This window comes from Lactobacillus sp. ESL0228 (genome assembly GCF_003692825.1).
GTDB lineage: Bacteria > Bacillota > Bacilli > Lactobacillales > Lactobacillaceae > Lactobacillus.
On record NZ_REHJ01000011.1, the window covers coordinates 191749 to 208796 of the forward strand.

The 17048-nt window shown below is 32.9% G+C and carries 16 protein-coding genes; 4 read left to right on the plus strand and 12 right to left on the minus strand.

Annotated elements, in window-relative coordinates:
• Positions 1 to 17: 17 nt before the first annotated feature.
• The 11 genes from arcD to F5ESL0228_RS08020 all read right to left on the minus strand — a co-directional run bounded on the left by arcD (position 18) and on the right by F5ESL0228_RS08020 (position 10532).
• On the minus strand, positions 18 to 1451 hold the full coding sequence (gene arcD, locus F5ESL0228_RS07975) for an arginine-ornithine antiporter (protein WP_122023416.1): 1434 nt from the start codon (positions 1449 to 1451) through the stop codon (positions 18 to 20).
• A gap of 2 nt (positions 1452 to 1453) precedes the next feature.
• Complete coding sequence (gene argF / locus F5ESL0228_RS07980) at positions 1454 to 2500, minus strand: ornithine carbamoyltransferase (RefSeq protein ID WP_122023417.1); 1047 nt, start codon at positions 2498 to 2500, stop codon at positions 1454 to 1456.
• 32 nt (positions 2501 to 2532) lie between these two features.
• Entirely contained in the window at positions 2533 to 3777 is a 1245-nt protein-coding gene (arcA, locus tag F5ESL0228_RS07985) for an arginine deiminase (RefSeq protein ID WP_122023418.1), read from the minus strand.
• A gap of 395 nt (positions 3778 to 4172) precedes the next feature.
• On the minus strand, positions 4173 to 4616 hold the full coding sequence (locus F5ESL0228_RS07990) for a DUF975 family protein (protein ID WP_233553588.1): 444 nt from the start codon (positions 4614 to 4616) through the stop codon (positions 4173 to 4175).
• Between the two features lie 108 nt (positions 4617 to 4724).
• Positions 4725 to 4850 (minus strand): hypothetical protein, encoded by a 126-nt coding sequence (locus F5ESL0228_RS08565; RefSeq protein WP_255409569.1) that lies wholly within the window; start codon positions 4848 to 4850, stop codon positions 4725 to 4727.
• A 232-nt stretch (positions 4851 to 5082) separates the two neighbouring features.
• Positions 5083 to 6039, minus strand: coding sequence for a serine hydrolase (locus F5ESL0228_RS07995; protein WP_122023419.1), 957 nt, complete (start codon positions 6037 to 6039; stop codon positions 5083 to 5085).
• Positions 6039 to 7346, minus strand: coding sequence for a D-alanyl-lipoteichoic acid biosynthesis protein DltD (gene dltD / locus F5ESL0228_RS08000; protein ID WP_122023420.1), 1308 nt, complete (start codon positions 7344 to 7346; stop codon positions 6039 to 6041). Before dltD ends, F5ESL0228_RS07995 begins: the two co-directional genes overlap by 1 nt.
• Entirely contained in the window at positions 7339 to 7578 is a 240-nt protein-coding gene (gene dltC, locus F5ESL0228_RS08005) for a D-alanine--poly(phosphoribitol) ligase subunit DltC (protein ID WP_122023421.1), read from the minus strand. The genes dltD and dltC overlap by 8 nt, the downstream gene beginning before the upstream one ends.
• A gap of 35 nt (positions 7579 to 7613) precedes the next feature.
• A complete protein-coding gene (gene dltB / locus F5ESL0228_RS08010) occupies positions 7614 to 8852 on the minus strand; it encodes a D-alanyl-lipoteichoic acid biosynthesis protein DltB (protein WP_122023422.1) in 1239 nt (412 codons plus the stop codon).
• Complete coding sequence (dltA, locus tag F5ESL0228_RS08015) at positions 8852 to 10366, minus strand: D-alanine--poly(phosphoribitol) ligase subunit DltA (protein ID WP_122019456.1); 1515 nt, start codon at positions 10364 to 10366, stop codon at positions 8852 to 8854. Before dltA ends, dltB begins: the two co-directional genes overlap by 1 nt.
• A gap of 13 nt (positions 10367 to 10379) precedes the next feature.
• Positions 10380 to 10532 carry a teichoic acid D-Ala incorporation-associated protein DltX gene (locus F5ESL0228_RS08020; RefSeq protein ID WP_122019459.1) on the minus strand — a complete coding sequence of 51 codons (153 nt, stop codon included), beginning with the start codon at positions 10530 to 10532 and terminating at the stop codon, positions 10380 to 10382.
• A gap of 997 nt (positions 10533 to 11529) precedes the next feature.
• Here F5ESL0228_RS08020 and cbpB point away from each other — a divergent pair.
• From cbpB to F5ESL0228_RS08040, 3 genes are all read left to right on the plus strand, one after another.
• Positions 11530 to 12000: a cyclic-di-AMP-binding protein CbpB gene (gene cbpB, locus F5ESL0228_RS08030; RefSeq protein WP_122019468.1), complete on the plus strand. Its 471-nt coding sequence runs from the start codon at positions 11530 to 11532 to the stop codon at positions 11998 to 12000.
• A 260-nt stretch (positions 12001 to 12260) separates the two neighbouring features.
• A complete protein-coding gene (locus F5ESL0228_RS08035; RefSeq protein WP_122023423.1) occupies positions 12261 to 12839 on the plus strand; it encodes a hypothetical protein in 579 nt (192 codons plus the stop codon).
• Between the two features lie 138 nt (positions 12840 to 12977).
• Positions 12978 to 14849, plus strand: coding sequence for a heavy metal translocating P-type ATPase (locus F5ESL0228_RS08040; RefSeq protein ID WP_122023424.1), 1872 nt, complete (start codon positions 12978 to 12980; stop codon positions 14847 to 14849).
• A gap of 168 nt (positions 14850 to 15017) precedes the next feature.
• Here F5ESL0228_RS08040 and F5ESL0228_RS08045 read toward each other — a convergent pair whose 3' ends face one another.
• Complete coding sequence (locus F5ESL0228_RS08045; RefSeq protein WP_122019562.1) at positions 15018 to 15695, minus strand: CPBP family intramembrane glutamic endopeptidase; 678 nt, start codon at positions 15693 to 15695, stop codon at positions 15018 to 15020.
• Between the two features lie 181 nt (positions 15696 to 15876).
• Between F5ESL0228_RS08045 and F5ESL0228_RS08050 the strand changes: the two genes are divergently transcribed.
• Complete coding sequence (locus tag F5ESL0228_RS08050) at positions 15877 to 16944, plus strand: YdcF family protein (RefSeq protein WP_122023425.1); 1068 nt, start codon at positions 15877 to 15879, stop codon at positions 16942 to 16944.
• Positions 16945 to 17048 lie beyond the last annotated feature (104 nt).

The following is a 17048-nucleotide window of genomic DNA, read 5'->3' on the forward strand; positions in this document are numbered from 1 at the left end:
TACTTCCTAATATTTCATTATGCTTTCAATTTACCCATTATCAACGCAACTATTGCTGCTACTGCCAAAAGGCCAATAATAATCATTAATATCCATTCAACGTTACTTATAGATTGACCATTTTCTTTTCTTGCACGATAGTACAAAACAAAACCAATTAAATAAGCAATCGTACACAGCCACAAATACTGTAAACCAGCAAAAATCATTCCTATTACTTCAAAAGCCAAAGCTATAAACCCTGGTAGAATCATATGAGAGTTTCTATTTTGTAACCCTAATTTTAATTGATATGCACCAACCAAGGCGTAACAAACGGCAATTGAAGATGTACATAAAGAATATGCGAAATTATATGCCTGATCTGTAAACAATAGTGTAATTAAAAATAATTGAATTAAAATTTCTGTTAACCATAAAGAATTAGCTGGAGAGCGATGCTTATTTAATTTGCCAAACCATTTAGGAAGAAGACCTTGTTCTGCCATTAATGATGTAGCCTCAACTGGTAACATTGTCCATGATAACCAGGCACCTAAAATCGATATAATTAAACCTATAGCAATAAATGCTCCTCCTATCGGTCCAGTCATTTCCTTAAATAAATAAAGTAAAACAGGGTGACGCATGGTTTGTAACTTAGATAGTGGTAAATAGCCGTAAGGTAAAATAGACACAACAACATAAATAGTTAGAAGAGAAAACAATCCAATAATAGTCGCTCTACCTGCATCCGACTTTTTCTTAGCACGTGCAGCCATTGTTGTCGCACCTTCGATACCTACAAACACCCACATCATTACCATGATGCAACCTTTAATTTGGGTAAATATGCCTGTAGCATTCGCCGAAGAATACGTCACACTTCCATTAAAATTAGAAGACATATTAGCCCAAAAATGATTTGTAAATACACCCATTTTAAAACTAATAAGTGCAATTACAACAAATGCAAAGATCGGGATCATTTTAGTGACTGTCACAATTGCATTAATAATCGCTGCTGATTCAATCCCACGTGTAACTAAAATTGTCAGTGCCCAAGAAATAATTGAAGCCACAATAATTGCACTTAGACTATTGCCAGATTTTAGTGGTGGAAAAAAATATCCTAAAGATGACATTAACATCGTTGCAAAAGCAACATTTCCTAGCCATGAAGATAGCCAGTAGCCCCAACCAGAAATAAATCCAGCGAAATCACCAAAACCTGCTCTAGCGTAGTCTGATACTCCAGTTAATTCAGGCTTATTTAAAACCAAACTATTTAAGCACAAAGCTAGCATTAAAATACCTACACCCGTAATTGCCCATGCTACCAAAGCTGCACCAGGCGTAGCAGATTGAGCTAAAGTTGAAGGCAAATCAAAGATACCTGAACCAATTGCCGAACTAACAACTAAAGCAACTAAGGCAGGTAGAGCAATTCCATTCTCCTTAGTATCAGACATAATTATTTTCCTGCCTTTTCCAATTCTGGTACAGATGGAATAAACATGTTGCCTAAAGTGGCAGCCATTATTGCCTTAATGGAGTGCTTACGATTCTCAGCTTCATCCCATTGACGTGCATATTCACTACGGAAAACTTCGTCAGTTACTTCCATTTCAGTAATCCCGTAATTTTCTTCAACTTCCTTACCATATTCAGTATTAGTATCATGAAATGCTGGCAGACAGTGCATAAAAATTAACTCCTCTTTACTTGTACCAGTCTTTTTCATCATTTCCATATTAACCTGATATGGTTTTAATAATTTAACTCTATTCTCCCAATCTGACTCTCCCATTGAAACCCAAACATCAGTGTAGATAACATTAGCTTTCTTTACGCCTTCATCAATATCTGCTGTAACTAGCAATTCTGCTCCTGATTCCGCAGCAAATTTATTAGCCAAATCTACAACTTCTTGAGAAGGATGTAATTCTTCAGGAGCAACTATACGAATATTTACTCCTAACATAGCTCCTGTAACTAATAATGAATTAGCCATATTGTTACGTCCATCACCAACAAAAGCTAGAGTCAAGCCACGTAAATGACCAAAATTTTCTTTAATTGTCATGAAATCTGCAATCATTTGTGTTGGATGCCATTGATCTGTTAACCCATTCCAAACAGGTACACCTGAGTATTTAGCTAATTCTTCTACATCAGATTGCTTAAATCCTCTAAATTCAATTCCATCAAACATTCGTCCTAAAACAATAGCAGTATCTTCTACTGACTCTTTCTTGCCTAATTGAATATCATTAGCACCTAAATATTCTGGATGAGCTCCCAGTTCAATAGCTGCTGTTGTAAAAGCAGATCTAGTTCTTGTTGATGTTTTTTCAAATAACAATGCAATATTTTTACCCTCTAAATAATGATGCGGTATATGATTTTGTTGTAGAGTTTTTAAATGTAATCCTAAATCAATTAAATATTGAATTTCACCTGGGGTAAAATCTTTCTCTGCTAATAGTGAACGACCTTGAAATACTGAATTAATAGCCATATTACTTTTCCTTTTTTATTAAAACTTTAGTTTTATAAATCTTCACGCCATAGTGGTTGGGACATACAACGAGGACCGCCACGCCCTCTAGACAACTCACTTGAAATAACTTCGTGAACCAAAATATCATGTTCACGTAAAATTTCATTACTTACGTAGTTACGGTTATAAGTTACAACTTCACCTGGTGCAATAGTTAATGTGTTTGAACCATCATTCCATTGCTCTCTTGGCGCAACAATATCGTCACCGTTTCCAGTTAGAATTAAATCTAACTCTGAAAGATTTAATACTTGCTTTAATGTTTCACTCAGATCAGTATGATGTTCCATGTTTATTTTGCCGTTTTCACCTGGTGTCATGACAAAAATATTCATTTTACCAGCTTCATCCATAATCCCTGGGAAGACAGTAAATTGGTCTTTGTTAACCATTGTAAATACTGTATCTAAATGCATCATTGCATGATTATGAGGAATCTCTATAGCAACAACAGTATCAAAATGACTATCATTATTAGAGAACAGTTCTTTTGCTAAACCTTCAATCGATTTAGATGATGTTCTCTGCGAAACCCCAATAGCTAAAACATGATCATTTAAAACTAGTTCATCACCACCCTCAATTCGAGTATTGTGATTACGATCTCTCCATACATTTACATGGCCTGCAAAACGAGGATGATACTTCATAACAAATTCTGTAAATAATGACTCTGGTTGACGAGCTTTAAAAGTCATGTGATTAATTGTTATTCCTGAACCAATTGAAGCTTGTGGATCTCTAGTGAAATATGCATTAGGCAATGGATCAAGTAAAAAAGGATCATTTGCATCGCTACCCGCTAAATCATGCAAAGTTTCATTTCGTAAATCCATATCGATTTCATTACGACGTACACCACTATATAATTTTGTTACCATATCATGTACATCGAAACTGTTTAGATAGTCTTGTAAAACATCATATGTTACTCCAGAATCATATCCATGCTCATCAAGATAACAATTAATAAACTCCTGCTTAATTTCAGAACTTTGTGATAGTGTTTCAACTGCAAGTTCATCGATATACAAGGTTTCAACGCCGTTTTTTCTAAGTGTTTCTGCAAAATAGTCATGTTCTTTTTGAGCTATTTTTAAAAATGGTATATCATCAAATAAAAGGTTCTCCATTGTATCTGGAGTAATATTTTCAACTTCCGCGCCTGGACGTTTCAACAATACAGTTTTTAATTTGCCAATTTCTGAATTAACATTTATTGCTGGATTTTCCATAATTATTCTCCTTTTGCAACAATTGTAATATCTATAAAAAGCGCTTTCATGAAATTACAATATTTATTATTACAAAAAGCAATTATCTAAAAAACGGTATTTTCGATAATCTTTTTTATCCATTTAGATAACAAAAGTTGATCAATAGATTATCAATTTGATATACTTATTTACTGATTATATTCATTTAATTTTTATATAAAAAAGAGGCCTTTCGCCTCTAATTAGCCTATTAATTTTAAATGATAATTTATCCAATAATCTGCAGCTTTAATAACATTACTATAAGACAAGCTATAATTAAAAAGACCATGTCCTGATAAAATATCAGAACACAGTCTTAACTTAGCTAAACCAGAATTAATCGTAAGATTAAATTTTGCTTAGTTTATTTTTTATCTAAATTGATCACCAGCTAGTTGCCGGTAAAAGTTTGCTTTAGTTGTTTGAACATATGGTACTACCCAAATTAAACCAATTCCCAAAGTTATAAATGCCACAATATACCAACCAATAAAACTTAAGTCTAGCATAAATAATTGCCACTTATATCCTGACATCAAGCTCCGACTTTCAGTAATACCCGTTGTCATTTTTACTTCTTTACCACTTTCGACCAAATCATTGACAATATATGGTGTTAATGCGTATGAATAACCTTTAATAATTCCTGGAACCACCAATAATAGTGTCCATAAATACGTAAAGATACAGTTAAAAAGATAGTTTAATAATTCTGGGATGAATCTACCATCAGTAAATACTGCAAAAATTGCTTTGCCAAGATTGAATTTTCTGCCTCTTGTTAAATTTAAAAATGTAATTACCAAACTTAACATAAAAAAGCCACTGATAAAACTTAATGCAAATTTACCTCCGCTACTGGCAACGGAACTAGCAGACTTACTCCAAGTTGTAAAATTACCACTAACTAGACTAACAGCGTATTATTTAAGATCTTGACCATACAGAACGCCATTAATTAATAACATTACCAAGCCAAGTACGGTTGCCCATCCCCAATTTCCCCGAAGCTCTTGTTTAGCTTGTTTTTTTAATTCAGCTCTATTCATAATAACCTCCTTATGAGTTATACTCATCATTTTAGCGTACACTGCCATAATTTTGCAAAGAATATACAAAAAGCCTAGTTCCACCAACATCGGAACTAAGCTCACACAGTGTTGTACCGTCACCTGACCACATAAATAGAAAATCACATTTTCGCTACCGGAGAAAATATCTATTTCCCTATGACGGCACAACAAAATTCTAGCATGCAATCAACTAAAAGACAAGATTTATTCATTTTACTATAGGGTTGAGTAATTGTACCATAATTTTATCGATCTGCTTTTTTAACACAGAAAACTCGCCATTTTGAGTCTTATTCGATTGGATAATTATCATTGTTTTTGCATCATTGGTACTACGCATAAAAGTATAGTATCCTTCTCCAGCTCCATTAGCAGTCTTCGTTTTTAACAGATTATTATTATATAAGCCACCATTATAAGACAGTGGCGGACTTACTTTATAAAGCAATTTACGACTTTTACTTGTTAAAAATTTACCAGCTAGAATATAGTGCATTACCTTAGCAATATCTTGATTTGACATTACAATAGATCCAGCACCTAATTCATTTCGAGCCGCCTTTAGTGCTGCTTGATGCTTAACCGTTTCATAATATCCTTTATGATATATCATCCCTGGCACCAACTTAGTAGCAACAATTTTGTCTGATTTCGACCATAAAAATTCAGTATGTCTTAATCCTAGAGGGACAACATAAGCATCTCGAAACAGTTGTTCATAGCTCTGTTTTGTAATTTTTGTCATGATACCACATAAATAAACATAATTTAATGAACTATAGTACCACTTGCCTAACATTTTAGGCACAAAAACCGTTTTTTGAACATCAGCCTGAATATTATCTTGATCTGATTTAAATTTTTTTTGTCCTAACTTTTCCCCAGGTTTTAAATCAAGACCAGCCGTCATTGTTAACAGATTTTTGATCGTAATTTTTTGAGCACCCGGAATTTCAGGATAAAATTTACTAAGCCGATCTTGCAAACTTAATTCTCTTGCTTGCACTAACCGCATCAGCATCGCTGCTGTCATCGACTTTTGAACCGAATTAATCAAATAACTAGTGTCAGTTGCATTATTTAAAGCATAATCAAGCAAAGTCTTGCCATTTTTTATAACTAAAACTGAGCCTTTGATCCCTAAAGAATCAATTTGCTGGCGCACTAATTTCCTTTTAAAGATTCTTTTTGACTACCATTTACTGGAGTATTATCAGTTACACTAATTTGGTATGGTTTATTTTGCCATTTTTTAGAAAAGAAATAATTATGCAAATTATATTTGTATGGAACATTCTTTTCTTCCATAAATGGCTTAACTGCTTGATCAACAGCTACCCATCCACGCCATCCGAGATGAATTGTATCCTCCATAAAGTACTTCTCACTACCACGTTTAGATAGATCCTCAATATTATCAAAACCCTGACTAGCTAATTGGTACTTAATCTTAGAAACAGACTTCTGATACATTGTTTGTGATAAACCCGTATAGTTTGCCCATTTTTCATTAATTGGTGGAATAATAAATAATACATTAGTATGCTGTTTAGCAAATTGGTGTAGCATTAATTCAAAATCACTGTATTCAACAGATTTAGTATAATCGAAATTACGCTGGCTACCCTTCAGCTTAACTAAAGTTCTCTTATTTAGTCGTGTCTTAAAGAATCGATTATTAATACCAAAATCATTAGTATTGGTATGAATAGCTGCCTGATACTTGGCTATTTTGTTAAGCGCTGCAACCGAGTATGTATTTGGCAAGAGACGTGCATGTTCATTGATCTTTTTAATCCGATCACGCAATTGGAATGTACTAAAGAATTTATCTTCGTTATTAAGCATTCTTCTCTGGTTTTCAAGAATAAAACGTTGTGTAGCCGTTAGCTGTTTGCCATTAGCTATTCGTTTCATTCCTGACTTAATTATTCCCTTTACCTCTGGCATTTGTAGAAAACGCTTAGCAGCATAACGATTTGTTAAATTATCTTGCTTAATTCCTAAAAGAAAATTACAAGCTTGCAATGGCGAATAATATAACGCAAATGCATCTGGATTTTGACCATTTTTAGTAAACCATTGCGGAGAAATAATCACAACTGCCTTTTTATTCTTTAACTGCTTGGCAGTACCTTGCATACCTAAAAACTGCGCTAAAGATTGGCTACCTGGACCACCTAGCAAAAATGGTCGATAATTACGATGATATTTTTCTGCTAATACACTCGGATGCAGGGGGTCAAGTCTTGATAACTCACTTGAGCCATAAAACGGCACATAGTTATCATCGAAAGCATTCTGCTTCATTCGTGAACCTTTAAAAATAGTTGTAGTTTGCGAGTTAGCAGCTTGGTATATAGCGTCCTTAGAAAAGGTTCGTTCCCAAGGTAACAGAAAAATAACCAGTAATAAGATAAAAGCGCAAAGAACTGGGCCAAAAATTTGCCACAGCCGGCGTTTATTATTCATTTTCTAAACTTTCCACCTTTGTAACGATTTTGTTTGGAGTATCCCATTCACTTCTGTCAAATTCGGAAACCGGTACATCAATATCAAATTTTTCCTGTAAATTTAACAACATCTGAACGCTTGCCATTGAATCCATTAACCCATTATCAAAAATATTCTCATCCATTCGATCGGTTAAATCTTCACCAGTTAAGTCTTGTAAAACAGCTAAAACTTCTTTTTTTGTATCCATTATTTATACCTCTAACTAATAACTAAAATTTTTCTTTACTTCCAGCCAAACCATAATTGGCTCAAAAAGCCTGAAAAAATCAAAAAACTAAAACAAACAATATTAAAAGTTACAAAAATTGCAAACCATTTGGTAAATTTATTTGATGGTACTTGATCCTTATGCTTTTTCTTAAACCTAATCCAATAATCGTTAATAATAATCGCGATTGCATGAAATAGTCCATAAACAATATAATACCAAGTTAACCCGTGCCAAAAACCCATTACTAAAAATAGTAGCAGATACGACACTTGTGATAACCTAATCGGATTTTTAATCAATTTTTTCTTCATGGCAAAGAAGGTAAAACGCATGTAAATGTAGTCACGGAACCAAAAAGACAGCGTCATATGCCAACGATTCCAGAATTCTTTAATATTTTGCGAAATAAACGGTTTATTAAAGTTTACCGGTGTATGAATGCCCATGAAATATGAAATTGACACTGCAAATAATGAATAACCTGCAAAATCAAAGAATAAATACATGCTATAGCAATACATATAAGCAACTAGCCACCAAGATAATTTCAACCCTCCATTAGCCGTTCCTACAATTAACGCTAGTTTAGAAATTCTCGGTAACCAATATGTTCCAAAAAACCATCCCAAAATAAACTTATACAGAAAACCTTGAAATAAATAGCGTGTCGCTAGAGTCAAGTCAGTAAGATATTGATCACGTTTTGGAGCAAGATCACACTCTTTGGCAAACCTTCTGTAACGATCAATTGGTCCTGATGAGATTGTGGGAAAGAACAATAAGAAACGTAAATAGGTCCCTAAGTTCAGTTCTTTAATTGCGCCATCCCGCACTTCCATGATTATCTGGACTGTTTTAAAGGTAATATATGAAATCCCTAAAAATGCAAGCACCCCTGGGATTTTAGCCTTTGGAAAAGCTGTTTGTACTTTCACGAGCACTAGCGGAAGCATTGCTAAAATTACAGCTAAATAAAAGATCCACGTTCTATTCTTACCATTTTTTCGATAATAAAGATAACTATAAGTAACAAACAACTGAAACAACAAATAAATAATTAAACTTACCCCTTGTTGCCATTTATCTCCATCAAAGATAAGAAACAGGAACACAAGCGAAAAAGCTGCTTCATAGATCTTCAACCGATGACCGTAATACAAACCCAAAATTATTGGAATTAATCCTATCATTAAATAGATAAAGTATTGTGGATTTCCGTAAGGCTGCAAGTTTATGAAGTTAAAATTCACTACTCGTTGACCTCCTTAATCACCGCTTTAATATCAACTTTACCATTTTGGGAAACTGGCAATTTTTCTCGATAAACATAGCGTTGAGGAATCATGTACGGCATCAAATTTTTTGCCAAATCGGCACGAATTCTTTTAGTGATTTCTTCTTCAGAATATTGTTCCTTCACACCTTCTTTTAGTTCGATTTCTGCTACGATTTGTTTAACGGTGTGGTCTTTACTGTATTTAGGAGCAGCTACACCATGGGCAACTAGCTTACTTTTACCAATGTAATGATTTATTTCCTCAAGTTCTATTCGATAACCATTAAATTTAATTTGAAAGTCAATTCGACCACGATAAAAAAGTAAATCTTGATCAAAGAATCCCTCATCTCCAGAACGATGGCTCATATATTCATCATTAGAATTTTTGAAAAAAGCCTTAGCTGTTTTTTCGAGATTATTCATATATCCCTTAGACGTACTCGGTCCAGAAATGATAATTTCACCCTCATTAGGCTGATCACCTTTGGTCTTATCAATTATAATTTTTGTATCTTCTTTAACCCGACCAATTGGTAAACGATCATATTTATCCAAAATTTCATCGGTAATCTCAACTTGAGTAACTGCAACTGTTGTTTCTGTAGGACCATATGTGTTAAAAATACGTGCCTTAGGAAATTTTTTCTTCAACATTGCTGCTTCCGTATGAGGTAACTCCTCACCACAAAATAGAAAATGAGTTAACTCTGGATGGTGCTTGCCATCAAATGTTTTATCCAAAAAACACATCTGTGCAAAAGATGGTGTTGAAACCCAGATGTTGAAATGAAGCTGTGGCATTGTCACAAATAATTGTGCGAAATTTTCTGTTACATCATGTGGTAAGACAACTAACTTACCTGCACCAACCAGTGCCGGATAAAGGCTCATGACTGATAAATCAAATGAATACGGTGCCTGTGAAAGGAAACTAGGATGATCTGGCAAATCAAAATCACTCATCTCCCAATTAATAAAACTAAGTAAATTCTCATGACTGATTTGAACACCCTTAGGTTTGCCACTTGTTCCTGAAGTGAAAATAATGTAAAAGTTATCATCACCTGAAACAAAATTACCAGGATCAATCGTAAAATTACCGTTTTCAACCTGACTAGACTTTATCACCTGCATTGAAGATAAATCTACTGCGGGAAGTTCATCAATCGCTAAAATTGCTTCAGCTTTGGCAACATCTTGAATCATTATAATTCTTTCAGCATTAGAATAGCTGGCAATCGGGATATATGCATGCCCTGCTTTGACACATCCCAGAAAGCTAGCGATCATTTCAAAGTCTTGACCACCCCAAATCATAATTGGACTTTTAGGAGCAATTGGTAAAGTAGCAATTTTATGTGCCCAAGCATCAGAGCGTTGCTTGAGATCAGCATATGTATTAGTCTGTCCTAGATAATCATAAGCTATCCGATCCGGCTCAGCTAAAGCAACTTCATCAATTTTTCGAATTACATCTTTAATCATTCTGTATACCACCTTAAAATTCGTTATAAATAAAGTGAACCGAAGTTAGGCCGCTATATTGATACAAATAAATTAATGCTATTAAAATAACACAATAAACAAGTGTTGTTAGAGCAAATTTCCCAACTTGCTTACTTCGGGAATCAGATTTTTCTTTTTTTACCATATATCTTCATATCTTTCTTAACATCAAACACATAAAATATACTATTAAATATAGTACTACTGTATCTATCTAGACAAAGCTGTTTGCTTAATCTTTTACTAAATTTAAAATTTCCCTATCATCATCTATTATTCAATATTCGGCAATCATTATAGGCAAAGCAAAGAGGAATAAAAATTAAAAATGAGACAAATAGAAGAGTAATTAGTAATAGTCCAAAAAGATTTTTAGTTTTTAGCCAATACTCACTATTCGCGGTTGTTAAAATAAAAGCCGCAAATAAGATAATTATTACCAATTCACATATGGCTAAGCCTGTATAATTTGACGGTGTAAGAACCTGATATAGCCAAAGCCAAAGAGATGCAGGCAGTAGGCAAAGCCACCCAGAAAAGCGTAACCAAAAGGTTATTTTCTTTCGATAAATCTGTTTATCCATTTGTTCTCCTTTCACTTTAAAGTACAATCTTTTGTCCAACATTCCTAATTATAACAATGTGTTCTTTAATAAACAATTTTAGCAATGTTGAGGTAGGTATTTGTGATTTCGTCACACTTTTTTCACATTTACCGTATAAAATAAAAAAGCGATATGGTTAAAACATTAAAACTTCACCATATTACACTCAACTTTTGTTTTTCATTCATACTCCTCCGAGAATAATATAATGAAAAACTTAAATGACTTATTGGTCATTTTCATATCTATCCCTTTCGACCCACGTGTGTTGCGTGGGTTTTTCTATTTCTTTAACAGTTCTAAAGAAAAGCTTTACTAATTTATAAGACAAATTGTACCTTTATTTTATATTTAAAGCATATGATTAATATTGTAGTAAGCAGTTAACTACTTACTACATACTCCCACTTTTTTATTTCATTCATTCTTACTCCTTCAAAGTAGATGAAAACTAACAGGCTCGCATATTTTGCGAGCCTTTTCCTGTATTTTGCTAGCAAGATGTAAAATTATTTCAATGAAAGGTACTGTATTTAAATGTTTTCACCCGCAATTAAGCAGATGCTTGAAGAAAAATCAGGCACCTTTATCATTCCCGCATCCCGAATTGCTTTTGTCGAAGATGACAACCCGCTATATCACGCTTTCTTAATTTTGACCCGTGTTAAATATTCAAAAATCCCCGTACTTGACCGTCAAAATCGAATTGTTGGTTTATTAAGTTTATCAATGATTACCACTGAAATGATGGAAACAAATAAAATTTCTCTAGCACCATTAAATAATTTAAAAGTTCATGATGTTATGCAAACAAAATTTGATAAAGTTAATTTTTCCAAAACAACACTAGAAACGCAACTACATCTATTAGTTGACAATGCATTTCTCCCCGTTGTCGATGATTATGGCGTTTTTCAAGGATTACTAACTAGACGTGAATGGATAAAAGCATTTAATTATATTGCTCATAACTTAAATAAAAAATATAAATTATCACAAATAAAATAACAAGTGCAACTAATATCTTCTTATTTAACTATTATTTTTTCTTATAATAGCATGTACTTTTAATTAAAACGTATTATAATTAAGGTGTATTTTTAAAGGTAATTACTAAGTTATATGCTTGTTAACGAGTATGATGCTTAAACTTATCAAGCTTAAATATATAAAATACAGATAGAATAACATAATAATTATAAGTTTAAATCCATGTAAACTATAATTGTATGAATTTAAACATTTAATGCTTATAGAAAGATATTAAAATGATGAATGAAACACTCTCTAAGCAATTAACAGTTTTAGTTGATGCTATTATTAAAAATTGGACATACCCAAATAGCCAAGGACTATCTTTAAAAGAAAAACAAAAATTAGTTAACCAACTTAAGAGCATCGATCGTGATACAAATAACTTAAATGAAACAGTAGTGATTACTGATGCTTTTTACAAAGATAAAGTTGATAAACAGCTTAAGACAGTGAACAATAATTTGTCTTGGATTTTTGAAATATTACAACATGAATTGGTTTCTGCTACACAATTACATACCTTACTGATTAATCTTGCGCACAATGAGCAATTTTCAGCTAAAAGTATTAATAAAATTAATTATTATTTTACGGAAACAAATGATTATGGAGATAATGATAACTTTATCACCATGTCTTCTTCTGATGTCCTTGATTCACTTGAACGCTCTAAAATTTTACAAATTAACCCATCTAAGAATGCACATCAATTTAAAAATAAAAAAAATGGTTACTCACACATAAATAAAAAAAAGAATACGAGACAAAATAAGATTATCAAATTAAAAGATTATTCAATGAAAGAAAGCTAAGCTTTCTTTTTTTGTTGCATTTTTTTATTGAAAAGTGCAGGCTATATATTAATAATTTAGACTTATTCTAATTAAATCGCAATATTTAGTGATAGAATTTAAAATATATAAATCAGTTTGTAGGAGGCAAAATAATTTATGAATTTAAAACAGCAGTGGAAATTTATTCTTGTACTAGTTATCGGTATTATTGGACTCATTTGTCAATTCGGCATTCATCCTAGTAGCTTATTTGAAATTGGCAAATTACAATTTCCAATTCAAACAATCTTAATTGATCTGGTGGGAATTATGATGTCTATTTCGTTATTTAATGAAATTTTGAGTGACTTTAAATCTGGTCGATATGGTGTTGATATTTTAGCTATCATTGCTGTCGTTTCAACAATTTTAATTGGTGATTACTGGGCTGAATGGATGATTCTCATCATGATGACTGGTGGTCAAACTTTAGAAGACTATGCAACTGGTCAAGCTGATAAAGAACTACGGTCCTTATTAAGTAATTCTCCTACAATCGCTAATAAAATTGTAAATAATAAATTGATTTCAGTTGCTGTTGATCAACTTCAGGTCAATGATCATGTTTTAATCAAACCTGGTGAACAAGTTCCTGTCGATGGCTATGTCGTTAATGGCGAATCCAGCTTTGATCAATCATCACTTACTGGTGAATCTATTCCGGTTAATAAAAAAATTGGCGATGAATTAATGTCTGGCTCAATTAATGGTAGTGTTGCTGTGGAAATGGTTGTTAATAAAAAAGCCAGCGATTCGGAATATCAAACTATTGTTTCACTAGTTAAATCTTCTCAGTCACAACCAGCAAAATTTGTTAAAATGGCAGATCGTTACGCTGTACCTTTTACAATTATTTCTTTAACGATCGGAATTGCTGCTTGGATTCATTCAGGAAATCCAGTTAATTTTGCCGAAGTAATGGTTGTCGCATCACCCTGCCCTCTATTAATTGCGGCTCCAGTTGCCATTGTCTCTGGAATGAGTTCAATGTCTAAAAATCACATTATTGTTAAGTCTGGACCAACAATCGAAAAACTTGCAACTGCAAAAACATTTGCCTTTGATAAAACTGGAACACTCACTGAAAATCAATTAGTTATCGATGAAATTGTTCCTGCTGATAATGGAAGTAATTATAGTAAAGAAACTATTCAAAGCTATGCGACGAGCGTTGAACAGCAATCAACACATATCATCGCTAATTCATTAGTTGATGCTACTGATAAAAGCTTACTGCAACCTGCTACCGATATTCAGGAAACGACTAGCCAAGGAATCAGCGGAAAAGTTGCAGGACATACCGTCAAGGTTGGAAAACTTAGTTTCATTGAACCTGATAAATCTATTCAAGCAGTTAATTCAACCGCTATTTACATTTCAATTGATGACAAGTACGCTGGCTATATTACCTTTAAAGATCAAGTTCGACCAGAAAGTGCCGAAACAGTTGCTCGACTAAAAAGGCAGAGTAATGCACATATTATGATGCTAACCGGTGATCACAAAGATGTTGCCACCAAAATTGGTCAAGATGTTGGCGTTAATGATATTCGTTATAACTTATTACCAGCACAAAAAATTGAAGCTATTAAAAACGTGCCAACAGACCAGCGACCAGTTGTAATGACAGGAGATGGAATCAATGACGCACCAAGCTTATCAGCTGCAGATGTAGGAATTGCAATGGGAGCTAAGGGAGCCTCAGCGGCCAGTGAAAGTGCTGATGCCATCATTATGGTAAATGACCTGTCTAAAATTAATGATGCTATAGCGATTGCCAAACATACTATGAAAGTAGCAAATATCGATGTTTTAACTGCTATTACAATAGTTGTTATTATTGAATTAATTGCATTCACAGGAGTTATTCCAGCTTTTTGGGGAGCTATTTTACAAGAAATTGTTGATATGATTTCAATTAGTTTAGCCTTACTTGCTAAAACAAAACCCAAAACCATGGCAGAAACAGGAATTTTACCAAGTAAATAATTGCTAAATAAAAAATATATCTAAAATAGCTAATAATCCTTAAAGGGAGTCAAAAAGTTGTCTAACTTTTTGACTCCCTTTATTTTGTTAATTAAAGTGTTAATTTACTTACATATTTTTGGCTTTATAACCAAAATAATCATTTATAATAAAATTGTTAGGTATTTATCAAATAAAACCCAAAAAATTATATAAAATATGAGCCATTATTGAATAGCGCAAGTCCTTAGTCTTCACATATACCCATGCTAATATGCTTCCTAATGCCCAATATACGAAAAGAAACTTGGTAAAGGCGGGGTTATGAGCATAGCCAAAAACAAAGCCACTCACAATAATTCCTAACCATTTATTTAAAATACTTTTATTCCCAAAAAAGGTATTAAATAGCATGCCACGAAAAATAGTTTCCTCAAAAAGCGGTGCAACTATAACTACCATCGGTCTAAAGTAAACACCTGCTTTTTGCGAAATTTCATTTAGCTGCATTTGATTGGCTGAAGTCGTATGTCCGTTAATACCCAGTAAGATAGGTATCCCTATGCTTACGCAAATTAGTAAAATAAAACCAAGACATGCAACTAGCAAACGGTGCATGTCCCAATGTGGACTTGCATTATATTTCCAAACATTTTTCCTTCTCAATTGGCCACGATAAAGATAAAATAATAGAGATAATACCAAGACGGTAATTGTCACTACGGTTATCATATATACATTTACATCAAGATGATATTTCTGCATAACTTTCTGAGGATAAAAATACAGTGGCTGAACGAAAGAGTATAAAAGAAAAGATACAATCATGATAATAATATTCCCCAGGAAATAAATTGCTTTTTTCATCATCTAACATCCTATTCTTAAAATTTGATTTTGCTTGCTTATCAAGTATATCATCCTTTAACTTTTGACAGTAATTGTCACGTTTTAAAAAGTTCGAAACATTTTTTCAAAATTGATAACAATCACTAAATCTTGGGCAATTCAATTATGATATTGATATATTTATTATAAGGTAATAATTATGGTTAGTTTTTTTAGTCAGGCAAAGTCGTTCAGCTGGCTTTCAATAATTGTATTTATATCGTTTGTTCTTTTTTTAACCTTTTGGCTAATTGAACCACGTCGATTAATTAATGGTATTTTCTTTACCTTTTTCCTTTTTTTAGCAATTGTTTGGTTATCTGCTTTAATTCTGATAACCAATTCTCATTTTTTGATTTTAACTTATAAAATTTTAATAGGTTTAGTTATTAGTCTATTCGTATTGTTACTTGCTTTTTCTTGGATCTTTTTTCTCTGGAATGCATATATCGTTTGGCACCATGAAAGTCATACAATTGGTAATCTACTAACACTTTTTCTTGGGTTTGCCATCTTGATTTTGTGGATACTAATCATTGGTCCGTTTAGGCAACTACCCTCTTGGATTAAGTTCCTTTCCCTAGCACCAGCGGGTATTATTATTTATTTAGTTCTTGTGGCCTATAACTTTCTCATTAATCTTTTATTATATCAGTTTGTTCCCCGACAATATAATCAAGACTATTTAATAGTTTTAGGTGCTGGCTTGTCTAATGGCAAAAAAGTAACTCCCCTGTTGGCAACTCGCATTAATTGTGCTATTCAATATGCTGATAAGCAAATAAAAAAAGGAAACAAAGCACCTAAATTCATCATGTCAGGCGGAAAGGGTAATGATGAAGATATTTCCGAAGCCCAAGCAATGGCTGAATACGCAATTGACCAAGGTATTAATCCGAATCTTATCTTATGTGAAAGTAGGTCTAAAAATACTTACCAAAATATGCTTTTTTCGTCTAGCCTTGCTTTTCAAGACTTTGGAAGCTCAAAATATCGAGCAAAATTTTTCAGTAACAACTACCATATTTTTCGTGCTTCGCTTATTGCTAAAGCAGCCGGATTAAACGCTAATGGAATTGGTTGTTATACTAGATTTTACTTTTTACCAAACGCAATTATGAGGGAATTTGTAGGAGTCTTACTAATTAATAAAAAGCGTCATTTAATTATAACTATTGCAATACTGCTTTTTTTCACTTTAGCAACAGTGATCAACCTTATATGGTAGATATAAATTGAACTCACTTACTAAAAAGTAATTTTAATTTATAGTTTACGTGGGCTTTAATTTTTAGAAATGTTAAACTAGTGTCTATTAATCTATAACTTACT